16 protein-coding genes are annotated in these 19,990 nt (G+C 42.2%); 5 read left to right on the top strand and 11 right to left on the bottom strand.

Annotated features, from left to right (window positions below):
* Positions 1 to 120: 120 nt before the first annotated feature.
* On the top strand, positions 121 to 2,436 hold the full coding sequence (locus AN213_RS10735) for a Tex family protein (protein ID WP_055020521.1): 2,316 nt from the start codon (positions 121 to 123) through the stop codon (positions 2,434 to 2,436).
* Positions 2,437 to 2,559: 123 nt separating this feature from the next.
* Here AN213_RS10735 and AN213_RS10730 read toward each other — a convergent pair whose 3' ends face one another.
* The 6 genes from AN213_RS10730 to bioH form a co-directional block, all read right to left on the bottom strand.
* Positions 2,560 to 7,560 carry a S8 family serine peptidase gene (locus AN213_RS10730; RefSeq protein ID WP_235576227.1) on the bottom strand — a complete coding sequence of 1,667 codons (5,001 nt, stop codon included), beginning with the start codon at positions 7,558 to 7,560 and terminating at the stop codon, positions 2,560 to 2,562.
* 309 nt (positions 7,561 to 7,869) lie between these two features.
* Entirely contained in the window at positions 7,870 to 8,277 is a 408-nt protein-coding gene (locus tag AN213_RS10725; protein WP_055198610.1) for a hypothetical protein, read from the bottom strand.
* A 42-nt stretch (positions 8,278 to 8,319) separates the two neighbouring features.
* Positions 8,320 to 8,601 (bottom strand): hypothetical protein, encoded by a 282-nt coding sequence (locus AN213_RS10720; RefSeq protein WP_055198609.1) that lies wholly within the window; start codon positions 8,599 to 8,601, stop codon positions 8,320 to 8,322.
* Positions 8,602 to 8,809: 208 nt separating this feature from the next.
* Positions 8,810 to 9,676, bottom strand: a complete 867-nt coding sequence (locus AN213_RS10715) for a putative metalloprotease CJM1_0395 family protein (RefSeq protein WP_054562859.1) — start codon at positions 9,674 to 9,676, stop codon at positions 8,810 to 8,812.
* Positions 9,677 to 9,681: 5 nt separating this feature from the next.
* Complete coding sequence (locus tag AN213_RS10710; protein ID WP_054554434.1) at positions 9,682 to 9,990, bottom strand: hypothetical protein; 309 nt, start codon at positions 9,988 to 9,990, stop codon at positions 9,682 to 9,684.
* A gap of 101 nt (positions 9,991 to 10,091) precedes the next feature.
* Positions 10,092 to 10,829: a pimeloyl-ACP methyl ester esterase BioH gene (gene bioH, locus AN213_RS10705; protein ID WP_055198633.1), complete on the bottom strand. Its 738-nt coding sequence runs from the start codon at positions 10,827 to 10,829 to the stop codon at positions 10,092 to 10,094.
* Between the two features lie 58 nt (positions 10,830 to 10,887).
* Here bioH and AN213_RS10700 point away from each other — a divergent pair, with 58 nt between their 5' ends.
* Positions 10,888 to 11,604 carry a ComF family protein gene (locus AN213_RS10700; RefSeq protein ID WP_055198608.1) on the top strand — a complete coding sequence of 239 codons (717 nt, stop codon included), beginning with the start codon at positions 10,888 to 10,890 and terminating at the stop codon, positions 11,602 to 11,604.
* 6 nt (positions 11,605 to 11,610) lie between these two features.
* On the opposite strand, the gene AN213_RS10695 is transcribed toward AN213_RS10700, so the two are convergent.
* The gene (locus AN213_RS10695) at positions 11,611 to 14,163 is read right to left on the bottom strand and encodes a M14 metallopeptidase family protein (RefSeq protein ID WP_055198607.1); all 2,553 of its coding nucleotides are present in this window, start codon (positions 14,161 to 14,163) and stop codon (positions 11,611 to 11,613) included.
* Between the two features lie 144 nt (positions 14,164 to 14,307).
* Here AN213_RS10695 and nfuA point away from each other — a divergent pair, with 144 nt between their 5' ends.
* Together nfuA and AN213_RS10685 are read left to right on the top strand one after the other, a co-directional pair.
* Positions 14,308 to 14,883 (top strand): Fe-S biogenesis protein NfuA, encoded by a 576-nt coding sequence (gene nfuA, locus AN213_RS10690; protein WP_054554437.1) that lies wholly within the window; start codon positions 14,308 to 14,310, stop codon positions 14,881 to 14,883.
* A gap of 14 nt (positions 14,884 to 14,897) precedes the next feature.
* Complete coding sequence (locus AN213_RS10685) at positions 14,898 to 15,167, top strand: hypothetical protein (protein WP_054562862.1); 270 nt, start codon at positions 14,898 to 14,900, stop codon at positions 15,165 to 15,167.
* 1 nt (position 15,168) lies between these two features.
* Here AN213_RS10685 and dinF read toward each other — a convergent pair whose 3' ends face one another.
* Positions 15,169 to 16,503: an MATE family efflux transporter DinF gene (gene dinF / locus AN213_RS10680; protein WP_095209741.1), complete on the bottom strand. Its 1,335-nt coding sequence runs from the start codon at positions 16,501 to 16,503 to the stop codon at positions 15,169 to 15,171.
* Here dinF and AN213_RS10675 point away from each other — a divergent pair.
* On the top strand, positions 16,480 to 17,511 hold the full coding sequence (locus AN213_RS10675; RefSeq protein WP_055020527.1) for a polysaccharide deacetylase family protein: 1,032 nt from the start codon (positions 16,480 to 16,482) through the stop codon (positions 17,509 to 17,511). The genes dinF and AN213_RS10675 overlap by 24 nt on opposite strands.
* Here the strand turns inward: AN213_RS10675 and AN213_RS10670 are convergent.
* From AN213_RS10670 to AN213_RS10660, 3 genes are read right to left on the bottom strand one after another with little or no spacing between them, the layout of a single operon-like run.
* Positions 17,498 to 18,532, bottom strand: a complete 1,035-nt coding sequence (locus tag AN213_RS10670; RefSeq protein ID WP_054562864.1) for a chemotaxis response regulator protein-glutamate methylesterase — start codon at positions 18,530 to 18,532, stop codon at positions 17,498 to 17,500. The two genes, AN213_RS10675 and AN213_RS10670, sit on opposite strands and share 14 nt — an antisense overlap.
* A gap of 8 nt (positions 18,533 to 18,540) precedes the next feature.
* Positions 18,541 to 19,158, bottom strand: a complete 618-nt coding sequence (gene cheD, locus AN213_RS10665) for a chemoreceptor glutamine deamidase CheD (RefSeq protein WP_054562865.1) — start codon at positions 19,156 to 19,158, stop codon at positions 18,541 to 18,543.
* Positions 19,155 to 19,973: a protein-glutamate O-methyltransferase CheR gene (locus AN213_RS10660; protein ID WP_054562866.1), complete on the bottom strand. Its 819-nt coding sequence runs from the start codon at positions 19,971 to 19,973 to the stop codon at positions 19,155 to 19,157. The genes cheD and AN213_RS10660 overlap by 4 nt, the downstream gene beginning before the upstream one ends.
* Positions 19,974 to 19,990 lie beyond the last annotated feature (17 nt).

Genomic DNA, 19,990 nt, shown 5'->3' with positions numbered 1-19,990 from the left:
TTGTGTAAGACTATTTTTGCAGGCCTTAAAAGCAGTGCTTTTAAGGCCTTCTTATTGTGATATTATTCAGGCAATTAATCTTCAGTTTTACTGATTTTCTATTTTTAAAAAGGTTTATGCATGAGCAATATCTCTGCACGCTTAGCAACCGAGCTAAGTGCCCAGCAACCACAGGTTGTTGCTGCAATCAAATTACTTGATGAAGGTGCCACAGTTCCTTTTATCGCCCGTTATCGTAAAGAAGTAACTGGTGGCTTAGATGACACGCAACTACGTTTACTTGAACAGCGCTTATCGTATTTACGTGAATTAGAAGAACGCCGTAGCTTTATCCTTAATACTATTGAAGAGCAAGGCAAGCTAACAGCCGAACTAAGTGCTGATATTAATAACGCTGACAGTAAAACTGAGCTTGAAGATTTATATCTGCCTTTCAAACCTAAACGTCGTACAAAAGGGCAAATTGCCATTGAAGCGGGCATTGAGCCGCTTGCCGATGCGCTATTTAACAACCCAAGTCTCGACCCAGAACAACAAGCAAGTGATTACATTAATGCTGATGCAGGTTTTGCAGATAATAAAGCAGTGCTAGATGGTGCTAAATTTATCTTAATGGAACGCTTTGCTGAAGACGCAAAATTGCTAGCTAAATTCCGTAGCCATATCGCACAACATGGTCAGATTGAAAGTACTGTAATTGCTGGTCAAGAAAATGAAGGTGTAAAGTACCGCGACTACTTCGAGCATCAAGAACCGCTTAAAAAAGTACCATCACACCGTGCACTTGCTATGCTACGTGCTCGCAATGAAGGCGTATTACAACTTAGTATCAACCCAGAGCCTAGCGCAGAAAATCCGGCGCAAGTGTGCGCACAAATGATTGCCGATCATTATCGCTTAGATGTTAGCAATTCTGCTGCAAGCGCTTGGTTAATGGGCGTAGTGCAATGGGCATGGAAAATTAAGTTAAGCCTTCACCTTGAGAATGAATTTTTAGGTGCAATGCGCGAAAAAGCAGAAACCGGCGCAATTGACGTTTTTGCTAAGAACTTAAAAGATTTATTAATGGCCGCTCCTGCAGGCCCACGTACCACGTTAGGTCTGGATCCTGGTTTACGTACTGGTTGTAAAATTGCCGTTGTAGATAGCACAGGCAAGCTGTTAACAACACAAACGATTTTCCCGCACGCACCACAAAATCATTGGGACAAATCGCTTCGTACTCTTGAGCAATTATGCCGCCAGCATAAAGTTGAGCTAATCGCTATTGGTAATGGCACGGCTTCACGTGAATCTGACAAATTAGTAGCTGAACTGATTAAAGCCAACACTGAGCTTAAACTTAATAAAGTGATGGTTAGTGAAGCAGGCGCTTCTGTTTATTCGGCATCTGAGTTTGCCGCTAATGAATTCCCTAACCTTGATGTTTCACTACGTGGTGCTGTGTCTATTGCGCGTCGCTTACAAGATCCACTTGCTGAGCTGGTAAAAATTGAGCCTAAATCAATCGGTGTAGGTCAATATCAGCACGATGTATCGCAAAGCCAACTTGGTCAAACGCTAACATCAGTGGTTGAAGACTGTGTAAACTCAGTAGGTGTAGACCTAAATATGGCGTCGGTGCCACTACTTACCCGCGTATCTGGCTTAAACAAAACCTTAGCACAAAATATTGTTAGCTACCGTGATGCGAATGGCTCATTCAGCAAACGCTCTGAACTGAAAAAAGTTGAACGTTTAGGGCCTAAAGCCTTTGAGCAAGCTGCCGGTTTCTTACGTATCAGCACAGGCTCAGATCCTCTTGATAACTCGTCAGTTCACCCTGAAGCCTACCCGGTTGTTAAGCGTATCTGCGAGAAGAACAGCTTAGATGTAAACAGCCTAATTGGTAACTCTGACATCCTAAATAAGCTCGTTGCAAACGACTACACAGACGAAAAATTTGGTTTACCAACTGTTACCGACATTATCAAAGAACTTGATAAACCGGGTCGTGACCCGCGTCCTGAGTTTAAAACAGCTGAATTTAAAGCCGGTGTTGAAACTATTAACGACCTAAAACCAGGTATGATTTTAGAAGGTGTAGTGTCTAACGTTGCTAACTTTGGTGCCTTCGTTGATGTGGGCGTACACCAAGATGGTTTAGTGCATATTTCTGCGATTACTAACAAGTTTATCTCTGATCCACGTGAAGTGGTTAAAGCTGGCGATATTGTAAAAGTAAAAGTAGTTGAAGTAGATGCTGCTCGTAAACGTATTAGCTTTACCATGCGTTTAGATGATGATGTTGATACCAGCAATAAAGCCGCACCAGCTAGCAAACCTAAGCCAGCTGCGAAAGCGAAAAGTGCACCTAAGCAAAAACGCGAATTTGGCAATGTTGCCATGGGTAATGCCTTTGCAGATGCATTTGCCAATGCAAAAGTGAAAAAATAATAGACTGTAGGCATAAGTCGAAAAAGACCGCGTAAGTGTAAACTTACGCGGTTTTTTATTTGTATAGCAACTTAATCAGTCTCGTTGCTATGAAAGGCTCAATAAACTGAGCCTTTATCGCTATTACTTACGACGACGAAGTGCAAGTAATGGCAGTAGTAACACAATGAAGTGACCTAATGAGCCGCTTGAAGAACTCTTAGTTTCCGCTTCAGTTTCTGGTGTTACTTGTGAAGCGAATTCACAGCTACCATCATCTTCATTCGCAGTCGCATCATAGTTAGTCGCAGCAGCATCAGTACAACCAAGCTCTACACCATCAGACTCAACCATAAGCAAGAACTCTTTGCTTACTTTGTCTGCTGGGTTAGCTTTGTCTTGCACTGTGACTGTTACCATTGTTTCACCATGGAAATGTGCATCAGGGATTAAGTTAAACGACATTCCGTCAACTTCAGCCGTAACGTTCTCACCGGTTACCACTAATTCATTTGGCGACTGGTCTGCATCAACAACCATCACGTCAACACCATCGATACGGCCATTTTCTGCTACCGTCATATCAGCGATGTCGCTCATTTTCAGGTTGCTTTGTACGCCGATTGAGTGCATTAACATACCACCTTCTTGGCTACCTAGTTGGTAATCAAGGGTGATATCTTGCACAGAACCTTTCGCATCAGGCATAACCGTAGCAGTAAAGTTAAACTCAACTTCACTTTGCTCTGGGCCAACATAATCAAAACAGATCACTAAGTCATCTTGTAAGATCTTGCCAAGGTCGTCATAACCAACCACATTGCTTAATGCACCGTCTTTAAAGCCAGCAGTTGTAGAGTAAACACTATCACCACCTTCAATAAAGATAGTCCCTTCATCAACACCTGCGCCTAGGTTATCGTAAGCAAAAATAGCTTCGAACATACCTTCATGGTCATCGATACCACTACGTAAAATCACTTCATAGTCAAACGTGTCGCCTGTGTATTTATCAGTCACATTATCGAATTCCATGAATACGAGATCACCTAAGTCAGGACGCTCTTCTTTATACTGAGAAGCAATCGTTAGACCTGTTGGATCCGTTGGATGGCGAAGATTTTCGATTTCAAACGAACCACGCCAGAATGGTGCCAATGCTTCAACTAAGAAACCTGGACCGCGGTGTGCACTCATCATCCACCAAATAGGTGTGAACTGCATTGCACCTGTTGGGTGTAAACGTACTTCGTTATTATTTACTTGGTTGTAAATTTCAAACTTCGCACCTTCTTTATAGAATAACCAATCAATTGGCACATCAAAGTACACATTTGAGCCACCTTCATACCAAGCAGCTTCAGGTTGAATGCGGAAATCACCCCATAAATCGATATATCCCCCTGTCGAGAATTCATCAATCATTGGCGTTTTACACATCTCATTAGTGATGTTGTTAGTTACCACATAATCACGTTGTACGTTACGCGTTGCGTCTTGTGTACCTTGAATAGTTAACGTGTTGCCTTCTACAACTAACGAAGCTGCAACTTCTTCATTGTTTGAAGTTAGCGTTTCAGGCCAAACTTGCATGCCATCAGGAATCGTTAATGACAATGAATAGTCACGCGCCTTAGATTCATAGTTAGCTTTAAGTTTTACATTAACGTTAACTAAGTCCATAGCGCGAGCAGTGTCTTGATCAACATTTAGGGTAAGTGCTTCTGCATCACGCTTTAAGTTAACCGATGTAAAACCAAGGGTGCCTTCAGCCCCCTCTGCATTACCTAATGCAAAGCCGCCATAATAAACATCATTCGGTTGCGCATCTGGTAAATCCCAATTTACAGCAATTTCATAGTTACCATTGCCGCTGTGCTGCTGTGGCGCTGATACACTGAATTCACCGGTATTTTGCTCTTTAACAATGGCGTAATGAGTCACTGTTTGATAACCAACATCACGTGAACCTGCTAGAGCTGCAGTCGCAAACCAGTATTTACCAGGCTTAGGGTCAATAATATTACAATAGTTATCTTCAACACTGCTTGAAGAGTAACAAATCATCTCTTCATTTAGCGCTTTGATCAGTGCAGTAGAATCTTCCGCAATCTCTTCATCAGAAACCATGAATGAGCCGCTTTCATTAGCATCATAACCCACTATCAAGTGTGCTTTTTTCATTTGCCAACGAGGTTCAACAAGGTCTGCTAAATCTGTAGTTTGCTCGGTAGATGCAACTTTAACCATTAAGCGTTTTGTACCTTCTGGTACTTCAAACGCTTGGATATCCCACGCTTTTTCAACGCGGTCTTTTGTCACATAAGGTGAAACACCTAAGATATTTGCGGTAATCTCCGTTGGTTTTACTAGACCATAATAAGTCGGCGTAAATTCACTGTAGCTATCGGTATTAACTACGATTGATTCTGATGCACTTGCACGTGCCATATCGATATCAACCATGGTTGGTAGCTCATCAATGACGTTTTTCGCAACTAATGTGAAATGAGCATCAGGTGAGTCGCCATCAGTGTTCTTGAATAACACTTTACCGTTGAACCAAGCATCTTTATTTAAGATATTGTCCCAAGGCGCACCTTCTTCAACAGGATCAAGCTTCGACTCGATGATATTTGGCAACTTCATAGTAACCATCACATCTTGTGTTTCACCTGCTTGAAGTGTGAAATTACTTGGTGTTACGCTAACTTCTACACCAGAGCTTTCTTCTTCACCTTCAACAGCCCAACCATAAGCCGTTGCATCCCAAGTACCATCTTTTGTTGCCTTAACTGTACGCATCCACGTACATTCAAGTTCGCAGTCTTGGTTAACTAACGAAGGTAGGTTAAGCCACTCTACTAAACCACCATTGCGCGGGTTCGCATCATGATAGTTTTCAATAGTCTCATCCATGATAAGACCCGCATTGGCAGCTTGTGCTACGTCAATCGCACCGCCACCAGCCATGAAGTTGTAGTATGGGTCAATTAAAGTAACGCCGTTAGAAATACGTACTTTATTTGCCGTCATCATTAGCGCTGATTGAATTTCTGCTGGCGTCCAATCTGGGTGCATTTGCATCATTAGCGTCATTGCACCCGTAACATGTGGCGTAGCCATTGAGGTACCGCTCATAAAAGTCCAATCAGAAGCACTTGGATAAGCTGTAAATGGTTGGTCATCAGCATTCGCAGCATAAATATCAACACCTGGTGCAGTCACGTCTGGAACAAGGTTATTGATGTAATAACTTGGTCCCATAGAACTAAAGGTAGCAAGTTGATTACCCGCTTCTTCATCAAATGAATAGTTATTTTCTGGCTCGCCAATTGTCGCAATAGCTGCGCCATCAGGGTTAGCATTAACCCAATTACGAATTGTATAGCGTGCGTTTGATGGTAAGTGAATACCTGGGATCACATAGTTATCAGCAACAAGGCTCTCTGCAGAACTAATGTTTTGTAGAATAAAGCCGCCCGCTCCACCAGCTGCCACGTTCTTTGCTTTATCAACACGCGCAATGTCACCACGTAAACAGATTACAATTTGGTCTGCTGTAAACGTGCCAGCAGGGAAAGGTGCGTTACAGCTTGCTGCATCGTAACCATCACTTTCATTAGGATCGTCGTATTTTTCAGCAAGAACAACTTCGCCAGTAATACCGCCAGAGAAACTCTTACCTGTATACTCACCAGCATAAGGCGTGCGAGTACCTTGGAAGTTATTTATGGTTTTAACACCTAAATCCATCACGCGGTCATGAGTTGATGCACCAACAGTGGTTACCCACGGTGATGTATGATCCGCTGAAATATAATAAGGACCCGAGTTACCCGCTGCTGCTGCTACTGAAATACCTGCTTCGCGTGCACTTAAGAAAGCCATTTCCATTGGATCTTCCCATGGGAAGCTTTCGCTACCACCAATTGAGAAGTTGATTGCATCGACACCATCTTCAATCGCATCTTCAAATGCAGATAAAATTGCTGATTCAGGACAGCCTGAGTAAAGATCGCCAGAACGGCCTGCATAACAAACTTGGTACGAAATGATATGCGCACGAGGTGCCACACCACTGGTACTTTCAAACGTAAATGGTAAGTTTTCACCATCACTTACTGTCTCACCTGTTGCAGCTTGAAGCGGTGTGTTTTCGATGTAATTACCCGCCGTAGTGCTTGCTGTGTGAGAGCCATGACCATTATAGTCTTCACCATTTTCAGGGCGGCGATCTGCACGTGCAAATTGATAATCAGCATTCATTGCAGTGATTTCTGGGTATGAGCGAACACCGATTAGCTTGTCATTACATAGCTCAGGTTCTTCCTCACAGTCACCTACAAAGTTACCTGCACCTAGTGGATTTTTCTCACTGTACTCTTCGTCGCTAGCAAATGCTGGATGGTCTGTATTGATACCTGTATCAATAATACCTACGACCATACCTTCACCTTTAACACCTACCGATGAAGCCGGTGTTGCACCCTGCCATAATTGATCAGCACCAATAAACTCAGGACCACGGTCTGTGCGTAATTCAAAAATGCGGTTAGGAGTAATACGCTTTACGCCTGATTGTGTCGCAAGTAGCTCTGCATCAGCTTGTGTCATTTCGACCACTACCGCGTTATTTGCAAGAGTAAATTGCTTTTTAATCGCAATATTGGCACCTATTGCACGCGCCTTACTTAATACTGCTGTTTGACGTTGCTTTAAAAAACCTTGATACGCGCGTACACTTTGCGACGCTGTATCAATACGCTCTTTAACCATTAAAGAGCGAGATTCAGTAATAGCTGTAGCGCTGAAGCCTTGAATATTACCTTGATAACTTGCTACAGGTTCATCATGCATTTGTACAATGTATGTTTGAATGCCTGTCACCCCATCTTGAGGTTGAAAAACATGTTCTGGCTGCTGACTTTGATAGTGCTGGTTTAAGCGTTGAGCACTTCCTTTGAGTAAGCTTGGATGATCTTCGATTTGTTTTTCTTGTTGATAATTCGCGATATCTTCAGCTGTAAATGTTGGCTGATAAAAGCCTTTATCAGACACTTTGTTAAAGCCCGGCTCTGCCGCAGCATAGCCTGTAGCGCCGACATACAAGGCTGTAAGTACGGCTACTGAACTTTTTTTCAAGTGTGCGATTTTCTTATTGCAAGGTTGCATATGATTCCCACTGATTTAATTCTAAACAGCTCATAAATTGCTTGAGCTGACACACTAAATTATTTAGCAGGCAAACATATACAGAGGGGGATTTACATGGTCAAACCCTCCCGTACACACTTGAGATACAAAATTAACATTAAACAAACACCAGAGCGGTAAAAATAAACGCATTGAAGGATATTTATACAAAATGTAGCGTTTTGTACAAAATACGATTACAGAAACAAAGTGAGTAGTGAAAACAGCTAGGGAAAGGCATCCCTAGCTGCTAAAAAATTAGAAGTTATAACGAACCGAAAGTGCAAGGTCTGAGTAATCATTTGCATCACGATAGCTTGCGCTTATCAGCCAAGCTGGTGTAAAGGCATAGTTTGCCCCCACATGAAATACAGCATTATTTTCGCTCTCTTCGTCGTGCAAACGCTCGTAGCCAACGCCAGCGTTGATCTCAAATGAATCAGTTAATAGATGTCTGATTTGCGCGTTAGCAGACAAAATATCTGCGGTTTCTGAATTTGAGTGATACTCTGAAAAGCTATTAAAAACTTGATCTTGGTATGATACAACTTCTTTAACATTAAGGTCAGTTTCTATCTTTAACTGGCCAATCTTTGCTGAAAAATCAACCTTAGTGCGATCGGATAGCGAATAAATATAACCTAAACCAATTTCGTATCGGGTCATGTCAACATCATAATCGAAAGTATAAGCTATAACAGTATCACCTCAATAATTATCATTGCTATCGTAAACACCTGAGCCATTGAATTCATTCGTTGCAGTCACATCATCATTTAAAATTGAATAATGACCTGTAACATACCAATTCTCAGCAAACTGCTTACTGAAATTAAAGCCATAACCTTTAGGAGATAGCTCATCGAAGTCATCAATTTCTGTCTTTTTATATCCGGCTTCAACAAAGTCATAGCTTAGAAGTGAGGTGTTTTCTGCCATGACAGCGGTAGAAGCAAGTGATAATGCGCAAGCAAGAAGAGTGTATTTCATTTGTTAAATCATCCTAATTATAAATCGTGGACAATCTACCAAAGCGAGCAAGGACCCACAATGGAAACAACATTCGTTTTTGTAGTCTAAATGTAAGAAACTGTTAGGGTCATTAATAAATTAAGTGAGTAGTTATGTAGTATTTAAACTTCGTTAGCGACAAGTTTTAACCGCAAAGTGATTAACTGATACTGTTAATTGATATTAGTTAAATAAAGGCAGAGAACTGGTTTTGGTTCGTGGGCGAGGTAGCCGCTTGATAAAAATTAGCAATACGTGCGGCACGCTCGTCTACTTCTACATCACGCTTGGCTGTTTTAGTTTCGCTGGTTTGAGTAGCGCTATCTTCGGCATACTCACTGTTTATTTTGAAGGTCGATTTGCCTGAGTCAGCATCGTCATCAACTGATTGACTGGCAAGCTCAGCTTGCGCTGCCATAAGCTTTTGTGTGGCATCGGCAGCAATTGAGCGATCAGCACTTGAAGGCTCTTGAGGTGCAAGCGCAGCTGCACGCACCGTCTGCATTTTTTCAATTGTAGCTTTTGGGTCACCTTTAATTTCAGCAACATCAATTTGCACCTCGCCGCCCACGGCATAGTTTGTACCATCTGGGCCGCGTTGATACTCATAGCTTGGTGAGCCAGCATATTGCCCTCCTACCGCTGCATGCGCTTGTTCATGAATACGCACTTCGGTATCGCGGGCTTTTAGCTCTTTAATTTGCTCAGTGTCTTGTTGCTCTTGCTCTGCAACCTTTTGCTCTTTTTGCTGCTCTTGTTTAGCTTCTTGCTGTTCTTGCTCTGATTGTTCAGGCTCACCCTGCTCACCACCTTGCTGACGTTCTTCAATCACTTTGTCTTCAGCTAGACGACCTTTAGCATCATACGTACCAGCTTCAGAACCTGGCTGCTTGGTTTTGTCGCCATCATTCAGGGTTTTATTTTCTGCGTTACTCGGCTTGGTAGCAGCAGGAGGCGGGATCACTTCACGTAACTGATTATCACGGCGAGCACTTTCAGTGTGCACATTCGCTGTGTTGATATTAATCGAAGGAAACGGAGTGACGATATTCATAAGTACTAAACTTTAATATCTATTAATGTACCGAGCACTTCATCAGCAGTCTGAATCGTGTTGATATTGGCTTTTGCATTAAACTCTTCAACTTTTAAATTAACAAGCGACTCATCGATTGGGGCAGGTTGTGAAACTGGCGGAGTTACAGCTTCATTTGGAGTTGCCGCTTGTAATTGGCGTTGTTGAGCTAATTGGGCATCATCTTGCTGATCAATTGAGGCACGGCTAATCTCAGCGCTCGCCTTTTCGATACCTTGGCTTGCACGGTTATAACCTTCTACCGCATTATTAAAAACAGAACTGATTGGCATAACACCCTCCAACAGTGAGATCTACCCGTTAAGTATCGCTCATAAAACGAGCAAAATAAAGCTAAATCCCGCTATTTTTCTGGCCTCTCAGCGAGTTTTGCTTAACACATTGATTTCAGTGCTGATATAAATGCCGCTTTATGTGAAATAAAAGGCGCGTGTGAGGCCTTATCTAAAACTTCATATTCAAACTGAGGGTGTAAGGCATACATTTTTTCAATCGCGCGATAAGGTACTAATGAATCTAAGCGACCGAAAATACCACGCACTGGTACGCTAAGGTTAGCGAATAGTTCCCGTAAATCATCCTGCTGTAAAATGTCTAAGCCCGCACTTAAAGCTTGCTCTTGAGGCGCAGGGTATTGGTTTAAAAGTGCTTTAAGTTGCTTAATGTCATCTCGAGCTGATTCACTGCCCATTGCTTGTATCGCTAAAAACCGTTCTATCGTTTTTTCTCTGTGACTAACTAGCTGATCTTTAAATGCGTTCAATACGTCAGGTTTAATACCCGGCCATTCGTCGGTTTGCGCAAAAAAAGGCGTTGAGGCAACCAACACAACCTTTGCGACTTTGTCAGGCCAATGTGCTGCAATATACAAGGCAAAAAGCCCGCCCAACGACCAGCCAACAAGAATAGACTTTTCATTTAGCTGTGTACTTAGTTGCTCAGCTGCAGCGTGCAAAGTGTAAGGTGTGGGAATAGACTGTGCGTTACCAAAGCCAGGTAAATCGAGACAACGGACTTCACCATCATGAAAAAACTCAAGCTCAGGTTTGATCACTTGCCAAACCCCTTGGTTCATTCCCCAGCCATGTAATAGCACCATCTCATTTTGCATAATTTGTATTTCCCAACCACACTTAGCGCTCATAATAGCGTTTAAAGGAATGAATGCAATGTCTCACTTACCTCATGCCTTAAAACTAGGGCTAGACGCACTATTCCCCAACTTTTGCATTAGCTGCCAAAATCACATACAGGCTGATCAAGCTTTGTGTCAGTATTGTTTAGATGACCTTAATTTATTTGACCTTACACGCCATCCAAATTTGTTACACCGACCAGATATATGTGATGCATTTCCTGATAGTAATTTTGATCATTTAATTGCCTGTGCTTGGTATCAAGCGCCTTTTAAGCTTTGGCTCAAGCAATTGAAATTTAATGACCAGCAATATTTTCGTGTGGCACTACAACAAGTAGTAGAGAAACAGCTGCAATTAGCTCGTCAAGTTAATACAAATTGGCCCGATCTTTTTATTGTGCTGCCTCTGCATAATCAGCGCTTTTTGGCACGCGGCTTTAATCAGGTAAGCCAAACTTGGCTGCCTGTTTTGAAAAACCAACAATGTACTGTTAGCTCAGCTCTTTACAAGCAAAAAGCAACCAAAGCGCAATCACAGTTAAGTAAAGCGAAAAGAGTTAAAAATCTACAAAATGCGTTTGTTTGTCAGCAAGATTTAACAGGAAAAACCGTGGCAATTATTGATGATGTGATGACCTCTGGCGCAACCATAAATGCTGCGACAGAAGCCATAAAAAATGCAGGGGCAAAGCAGGTATGGGCTATGCTCACTTGCCTAACAGGGTTAGGCAACCTGCATTATGATTAAGTGTGATTATTTATCACCAGAGGCATGAAAGGCATTACCAAAAAATAAGGCATTGCTTAGTAATCGACTCGTGCCGTACCAGTAACCACGGAACACAGGGTTATCTGTCATGCCTATCACACTGCCTTTGCCATATGAATGCGCAATGAGCCCTGCCGCGCCCGCTACTTGCTCTACATTTATGTCATCAGTAAAGCCAGCTAAAAGCGGTTTATCTGTGTAAGTAAGCACATTAACAAAAGGTGAGCCTGATTTCTCAAGTAGCCAAGTGCTATTCTTAAATACTGGTAATGTATTACGGTTCAGCGAATACGTAAGTGGATGAGATAAATCCACAGAGGTATTAAAAATTGCACCGGCAATACGCTGACGACCAGCTAAGTCATCTTTATCAGCATAAGTAAGTCCTGTTGTATCAAAGGCACTGGCTACATCGCGACGAGATAAGTAGTTTGCTTTTAGTAGCTGCTGATCAGCTAAGAACTTAGCACCACCTTTGTGACCCCAAATAACACCGCCTTTACGAACCCACGACTTAATAGCCACTTTAGTCGCATCATCAAGGCGATTGAAATTTCCGTGCGCTAAAATAATATGGCTGTAGTTCTCAAGGTCGATGTTACCTAAGCGCTCCATTTCGATAATGCTTGGCGCGGTGCCAACAAAACGATCTAAGTAATACCACACTTCACCAAGCTCATACTGGCTAGTTCCTTGACCACCCACGAGTAATACTTTAGGTGCTTTCACAACCGCCATTGCACGAGAACCTAAATCAGCACCTTTAACCGTTAAGCCCGAACTAATTGGCGTAATTTCAATGCCAAACTCATTCTGTGCTTGGTTTAAATAACTAACCCAGTTGCTATCAGTTTGCAGACCAGCAGGAACAAGAATACTACCTGGTTCAAAAGCTATTTCACCTGATGGCGTTTTTGCTGTAAGTGGGCTTAATGCCACGCGTGCTTTCACACCTTGTTCAAGCAAGCTATTAAGCATTTTTGGCGCTAGGTAATCATCCCATTTAAATGCATAGGCATAGCTTTGCGGTAATGCTGCAAAGCTTGACTTAACACTTTGCTGCCAAGGCATTTTTGCCACATTTAAGCCCCAGTTGCTGCTTACCTTTGCAAATTCTAAATTAAAGGCATGAGCAAGTGTCCAGCCAGATACATCATAAAACGTATTATCAACAAAACGCTGTTGCTCACTGAAAATCGCTTTAATTAAACGAAATTGTGGCTGTGCTAATGGTACATAATAGCTCTGCTCAGAAAAGCTTTGACCGTTTACTTTTAACGGCTCTTCTAACATGTACGCATTGATTTGATGTTGTCTAAGTAAATCAAGGAAGTATTGCATGCGACTTTGATCAGCGCCGCCTTTAACTACATACCCATTAAAGTCTTCATCACCAGCAAGATCAACTGCTTTGTTGTAAAATTTTGCTTGATAATCAAGTAAGTCTGTACGGTTATCAATCGCCGCTTGGAACGTCGATAAGCTAGTTAATAACTGATTTTTAATCGTAAACGGGAAGCTTAACGGGCCGTTAATAGTTTCTTGTAAGTGACCACGCGAGCTCGCTTGTTCAAATAAGATGCCTACACCGCCATTTACGTCTGGGTAAGTTGAGCCTTTCCCATAGTAAAAGTCATCAAAGCTTTCTTCAGTGAAGTAAAGTGCATTGTGCTCATCAAGTGTCTTTGCATGATAGTTTGCAACGGCTTTAGTCAGCGTGACATTTTCTTCTGGCGTGATTGGGTGCTTACGAGTTGGGATCCCTGGTTGGAAAAAGTAAGTGCTGTTAGGGCCCATCTCATGGAAGTCAGTTAGGATATTCGGCTTCCATTGGTGAAACTGTGCAATACGAGCACGTGATTCAGGGTGTTGCAGTAACAACCAGTCACGGTTTAAATCAAACAAGTAATGGTTAGTACGGCTACTTGGCCAACTTTCGATATGCTCGCGAGTTTGTGGATCTGATGACAACTTCATGCCACGGTTGCTGTTTGCCCAATTAGCAAAACGTGCTAAGCCATCTGGGTTTAATGATGGGTCTAGTAAAATAACCGTGTTGTTAAGTAAGGCATCGATTTCTGGCCCCTGCGCAGCTGCAAGGTAATACGCAACAAGTAACGATGCATTGCTGCCTGATGATTCATTACCGTGAACACTGTAACCCATCCAAACAACCGCTGGCTGTTTGCTTGAGTCACTTGCTTCACCATTTAGGCGAGCCAAATGCGCCTTGCGGATTTGCTCAACTTGGCCAAGTTTGTCGGACGCTGTAATTGTTAGCATCACCAGTGGACGCTGCTCATGAGTGCGACCGATTACTTTAAAACTCATTCGGTCACTTTTTTCAGCAAGAATTTGCATATATTGCACAAGTTGATCGTGACGCACATGCCACTCACCCACTTCGTAACCTAACACCTGTTCAGGAGTTGGAATACTTGGGTCGAATTTCACATCTTGTTCAAAGTAATAAGAAAGAGGTTTTGCTAATGCGCTAACGCTCACTAGCATGGTTAATATTGTTATTATGAAACGCATAGATAGCACCCGTAATTATTTGATGTTTTAACGCTACCATTCGATAAAATAGATGCAACTTTTTACGCTCAACACTGGCGACAACACGATGAGCGGAGTATGATACACAGTATCCGAGTAATTTAGTCAAGTATAGTCCGTTTTATGATCTCTATTTCTGAATCTGCACAATCTCATTTTGCTAAACTTTTAGCAGACCAAGCTGAACAAACAAACATTCGTGTGTTTGTAGTTAACCCAGGTACTTCGCAGGCTGAGTGTGGTGTTTCTTACTGCCCAGAAGACGCCGTTGAAGCGACTGATATTCGTCTACCATTCAATGGTTTTGATGCCGTTGTTGATGCAGAAAGCGCCCCTTTCTTAGAAGAAGCTGAAATCGATTTTGTAACTGACAAAATGGGTACTCAGTTAACGCTTAAAGCGCCAAATGCAAAAGCACGTAAACTTAGCGACGATGCATCACTGCAAGAACGTGTTCAACACATGCTTGAAACTGAAGTGAATCCACAGCTCGCTAACCACGGCGGCCAAGTTAGCCTAGTGGAAATTACTGCTGACGGTATCGCGGTACTGCAATTTGGCGGTGGCTGTAACGGTTGTTCAATGATTGACGTCACACTAAAAGAAGGCATCGAGAAAGAAATGATCGCCAAGTTTGACGAAATCAACGGTGTAAGAGACATTACTGATCACCAATCTGGTGAGCACTCTTACTACTAACCGGTATATTAAGCATGCTTAAAAAATGGGTATTTCGCTTAGGCAGCGACCCCAAGTTAAGCTTAAAACGCTTTCTTCGCGGCCTAGCACTGTTTGTGCTAGCCGTGATTTTTATTGCCATAGGTTACTATGGACCCGCACTGTTTCAATTAATTGGCCTAGCCATACTAGCAGTGGCTTTATTCTTTGCTGGTTGGGGCTACTTAGGTATTTTTGCCAACCGTTTTGCGCAAGTTTTAGAGCGCTCGTCTCCCAAAAATCACGACCCTGATTTGTGGAAGTAATTTAATCTAATAATTGCTGATTATTGATAATTTTACGGTAGCGAAACCACAACGTTAACCCCCGCATTAGCATAAAGCTGGTCATCGCAAACCATAAACCATGATTTTGCCAGCTACTCACTACCCAAAACAGTCCAAAAAAGCCCACTAGAGCACTAAATAGCATAGTATTACGCATGTCTTTAGCACGGGTTAAACCGACAAATACGCCATCAAATAAAAAGCAGCCCATCGCCGCGATAGGCAATATAATCACCCAAGGAAGATAAACCGTTGCAAGGCTGATAACTTCGGGCACATCGGTAAGTAAGCGAATAATTGCCTCGCCAAATAATAAAAATATAAGGCTATAAAACAGTGCAAATAACCCACCCCAAAACAAGCTCAAATTAACCCATAACTTAATCTGCTTAGCGCTGTGCTCACCTTTCGCTTTACCGACCTTTGCCTCACTCGCATAAGCAATACCATCAAGCGCAAAGCTCACCAACATTAAAAAGTTTAGTAACACGGCATTAGCCGCTAAGGTTGTTTCTCCGATACGTGCGCCATAAAAAGTCATAAAGCTAAAACATAGCTGGAGTGCTAATGAGCGAATAAAAATATCGCGATTTAAGCTTACTAAATCAAGTAACTTAGTAACACTTAACCAGGCTTTCACGGCAAGGTTAACACCTTGCTTTTTAGCGAGCTGTACAACTAACATCAGTGCAAAAGCAAGGGCGATATAATCAGCGATTAAAGATGCCCACGCAGCTCCAGCCACACCCCAATCAAGAAACACCACAAAATAAATATCAAGCACAATATTGGTTATATTGGTGATAAGTAACAAATAGAATGGCCCGCGGCCATAATGAACACCTAGCATCCAACCAAGTAAAACCAAGTTACACAAAGCAGCGGGTGCACTAAAAATACGAATCGAAAAATAGCTATTTGCTTGTTCTAATACAGCTTCATTAGCATTTGATAAATATCCCATTAAGGATTGAATAGGTATACTCAGCGCTATTAATAACAGCGCTACTGCTGTTGCTAGTAACAAGCTGCGCTTTAATAGCTCAGCAAGTAAGGTGTGATCGCTTTTACCATAGGCCTGTGCAACTAATCCTGTGGTGCTCATGCGCAAAAAGCCTGCTAGCCAAAATAATAACGAGATAACTGCTGAGCCAAGCGCTATACCAGCTAAATAGTGAGCGCTTCCTAAGTGGCCGATTACAGCTGTATCAACTAAACCTAACATTGGCACGGTAATATTTGATAAAATCATCGGACCGGCTAATAACAGTAAACTTTTATGGTGTGCCTTATGACGTTTAAGAAAATGTTTCATTTAGTATTTGCAGTCCTGTTAGGTTTATCTTTGCGTGCCCATGGCGCAGTCATTCTACAGTATCACCACGTCAGTGAAAGCCTTCCTGCGGTAACCAGTGTCAGCAGCGAAACATTCACTGAACACATGCAATATTTAAAAGATAATAACTTCAACGTTATTCCACTAGATGAACTCATCACCTCGTTACAAGCAGGCCAACCGCTAACAGATAAAACTGTCGCGATTACCTTCGACGATGGCTACAAAAATAACTATGAAGAAGCAGCGCCTATCTTAGAGAAGTTTGGCTATCCGTATACTATTTTCGTAAATCCCAAACTAATTGATGAAGGCAAAAGCTATGTAATGACATGGCAGCAGTTAAAGGAGCTATCTAATAAAGGCGCCTTAATTAGTAACCACACACAAGTTCATAATTACTTGCATCGCAAACAGCATGGCGAGAGTGAAGAAGCATGGCTTGCACGTACTAAAAAAGATATTTTATCTGCCCAGCAACGCATTAAAGAAGAAATTGGCCACGATTTTAAATACCTTGCTTACCCTTATGGTGAATTTAATAATTCATTGCAACAATTAGTAAAATCGCTAGGCTTTGTTGGTATAGGTCAACATTCGGGTGCTGTAGGTATCCATTCTGACTTTACCCGATTACCACGCTTTCCGGCATCGGGCTTTTATTCAAAGCTTGATACGCTTGCCACTAAACTCGACTCTCAAGCATTCGCAATCAAACAGCTCAGCTATTCAGATAGCGTTACAAACGAAAACCCACCAAGTATAAGCATTCAATTTGATATGCAGGACTTTCATAAAAGTCAGTTTGCTTGTTATGTCTCTGGTATTGGCCAAGCAGACTTAACTTGGCTTAGTAAAGATACGGTGAAGATCACCTCACCTGAAAAACTGAAAAAAGGCCGCTCTCGCTTTAACTGCACAGCCCCTTCTATCGCGAAAAAAGGCAGTTACTACTGGTTCTCTCAACCTTGGGTTATTGTACCTTAGCAGCTTGTTTTAGCATTTGCGCTGCAACCTTATCAAGGCGAACCACTTCATTAGCCGCATTAAGCTCTACTGCGGCTTTAGGCATGCCCCATACCACTGACGACAATTCATCCTGTGCTATGGTGTAAGCCCCAGCTTGATTTAATGCAAGCATGCCTTTTGCGCCATCGCTGCCCATACCGGTCAATAACGCAGCTACCGTCGCTTTAGGGCAAGCCACGACTAAGGAGTTAAATAGCACATCAACCGCTGGACGATGGCGATTAACCAGCTCACTTGAATCAAGCTGACAAAACAAGCCGCCTGCTTTTTTTACTACACTCAAATGCTGATCGCCCGGTGCAATATACGCCCAGCCTGGTTGTAGCTTATCGCCATGCTCAGCTTCTTTAACGTTGATTTTACACGTTCTATCCATGCGCATTGCAAACGAGGTACTAAATACTGGAGGAATATGCTGTGTAATAACAATCGGTGGGCAGCTTTCTGGCATACGCACGAGCACTTCTTTAATTGCTTCTGTGCCGCCTGTTGAAGCGCCAATTGCAAGCACGCTGTTTGCCTTAAATTGCAATGCTGTTAAAGAGCTGTCGTCTTCAACTTTTGTTTCTTTAAAAGCTCGCACTCTAGCGCCAGCTGCAGTACGCACTTTTTGATGTAATAAATGGGCATAACGCTGCAGATTTTCAGTGACATTGATTGTTGGCTTAGCAATAAAGTCAACAGCACCAATTTCGAGGGCTTCAAGTGTGATTGGTGAGCCTTTTTGAGTCAGTGTAGAAATCATCACAACTGGCATAGGACGAAGGCGCATCAAGTTTTTTAAAAAACTTAACCCATCCATTTTCGGCATTTCGATATCAAGCGTTAAGACATCGGGATTAAGGCGCTTAATTAAATCTCGGGCTTGATAAGGGTCTTCTGCCGCGCCAACGACCTGAATGTCTTGCGCTTGCTCGAGCACTTCCTTGAGTAAACCACGGATCAAAGCAGAATCATCAACTATGAGTACTTTGATCATTTGCTCTCCTAAAATAATTCAATATCCGTTTCTGCATCTTGCTGCTCAATATCGTGTAAGTATTTAATTTCACGTTTTTCAAGCTTATCAGAATGCAATTCACGCATTTTCTTAACCTGCGCCTTGCCTGTTTGTGGATCAAACATCACCTTACGTGGCCAAGGCCCGCCAACATCATGGGATACTAAATCTAAACCTTCCTCAAGTACATAGGCATTTGCAAAACGAATGTTGCCAACACCAATATCTGTCATTGAGCGGATTATTTTCCCGCCGCCAAACAGCTTTACTTTGAGGTTGCGTCTAGAAGCACCATTTTTTAGGATTTCATTGATCAAGTATTCCATTGCCCAGTTACCATAACGGCAATTAAGACTGTGTGCGTTACTCGGATCAACGCCTTTTTCCGCCGGCAGCATAAAATGATTCATACCACCAATACCTAAGCCTTCATCGTAAATACATGCAGCAATACACGACCCTAACACAGTTGTGATCAATTCATCAGACTTAGACACATAAAATTCGCCTGGTAATACTTTAGCAACCACTTTATGGCGCTTGCCATCCCAAAACCGTTTAACGTGCTCAAAACCAGACAATACAGGTTTAAAATGACTACTCATAGACCACCTTTTTGATAGATAGTTTGGCCTAAATTCTTAAACTCTTTGTGGTCCTTACCCAGTGTTTCGGAATGCCCCAAGAATAAATGACCTGAATTGGTCAACAAATCGTAATAACGTTTAAATAGAGTATCTTTCGTCGGCTTATCGAAGTAGATAACTACATTGCGACAAAAAATAACATCAAACGGCCCTTTCATAGGCCAGCTCTGTAATAAGTTTAGACGTTTAAAGAAAATATTCTTTTGTAGTTCGGGTTTTACTTTATATAACTGACCGTCATGGCTTTTTAGAAACCAGCGCTTAAGTTGGCTTTTGTCTAAACCATTCACATTGGCAGCGGTATAGGTGCCAGCCTGTGCTTTAGCGAGCACATTTGAGTCTAAGTCAGTAGCTAGGATTTTCACATCCCAATCAGATGGAAATAGACTGCTTAAGGTCATAGCAATGGTATAAGGCTCTTCGCCGGTCGAGCAGCCAGCAGACCACACCCTTACACGCTTTTGTTTAGCATTACTAATCAGCAGTTTGGGGACTATGGTATTTTTTAGATAACTAAAGTGATGTGGCTCACGAAAGAAAGAAGTCAGATTAGTAGTTATAGCATTAATAAACTCACTAAACTCTTGTTCTTTATTCTCTTCAAGAAAGTCTAAATATTCTTTAAAGTTCTTAAGCTTATGTTGGCGAATACGCCTTGCTAAGCGCGAGTAAACCATCTCGCGCTTATGCTCAGCTAAAACAATGCCGCAAGCATCGTACACTTGTGACGAAATAGCTTTAAAGTCACTATCCGTTAGTAAAAACTCTTTCATGTGCTTGACCCTGCAGC

The organism is Pseudoalteromonas sp. P1-8 (assembly GCF_001399985.1).
Classification (GTDB): Bacteria; Pseudomonadota; Gammaproteobacteria; order Enterobacterales; family Alteromonadaceae; genus Pseudoalteromonas.
Note: the sequence above shows the minus strand (reverse complement) of the source record. Positions and strands in the feature narration are given on the sequence as shown.

Excerpts from the sequence above, each read along its gene's own strand:
- AN213_RS10735 (WP_055020521.1), top strand. The coding sequence starts at position 121 with ATGAGCAATATCTCTGCACGCTTAGCAACCGAGCTAAGTGCCCAGCAA.
- AN213_RS10725 (WP_055198610.1), bottom strand. The coding sequence starts at position 8,277 with ATGACCCGATACGAAATTGGTTTAGGTTATATTTATTCGCTATCCGAT.
- AN213_RS10720 (WP_055198609.1), bottom strand. The coding sequence starts at position 8,601 with ATGAAATACACTCTTCTTGCTTGCGCATTATCACTTGCTTCTACCGCT.
- AN213_RS10715 (WP_054562859.1), bottom strand. The coding sequence starts at position 9,676 with ATGAATATCGTCACTCCGTTTCCTTCGATTAATATCAACACAGCGAAT.
- AN213_RS10710 (WP_054554434.1), bottom strand. The coding sequence starts at position 9,990 with ATGCCAATCAGTTCTGTTTTTAATAATGCGGTAGAAGGTTATAACCGT.
- bioH (WP_055198633.1), bottom strand. The coding sequence starts at position 10,829 with ATGCAAAATGAGATGGTGCTATTACATGGCTGGGGAATGAACCAAGGG.
- AN213_RS10700 (WP_055198608.1), top strand. The coding sequence starts at position 10,888 with ATGTCTCACTTACCTCATGCCTTAAAACTAGGGCTAGACGCACTATTC.
- AN213_RS10695 (WP_055198607.1), bottom strand. The coding sequence starts at position 14,163 with ATGCGTTTCATAATAACAATATTAACCATGCTAGTGAGCGTTAGCGCA.
- nfuA (WP_054554437.1), top strand. The coding sequence starts at position 14,308 with ATGATCTCTATTTCTGAATCTGCACAATCTCATTTTGCTAAACTTTTA.
- AN213_RS10685 (WP_054562862.1), top strand. The coding sequence starts at position 14,898 with ATGCTTAAAAAATGGGTATTTCGCTTAGGCAGCGACCCCAAGTTAAGC.
- AN213_RS10675 (WP_055020527.1), top strand. The coding sequence starts at position 16,480 with ATGACGTTTAAGAAAATGTTTCATTTAGTATTTGCAGTCCTGTTAGGT.
- dinF (WP_095209741.1), bottom strand. The coding sequence starts at position 16,503 with ATGAAACATTTTCTTAAACGTCATAAGGCACACCATAAAAGTTTACTG.
- AN213_RS10670 (WP_054562864.1), bottom strand. The coding sequence starts at position 18,532 with ATGATCAAAGTACTCATAGTTGATGATTCTGCTTTGATCCGTGGTTTA.
- cheD (WP_054562865.1), bottom strand. The coding sequence starts at position 19,158 with ATGAGTAGTCATTTTAAACCTGTATTGTCTGGTTTTGAGCACGTTAAA.
- AN213_RS10660 (WP_054562866.1), bottom strand. The coding sequence starts at position 19,973 with ATGAAAGAGTTTTTACTAACGGATAGTGACTTTAAAGCTATTTCGTCA.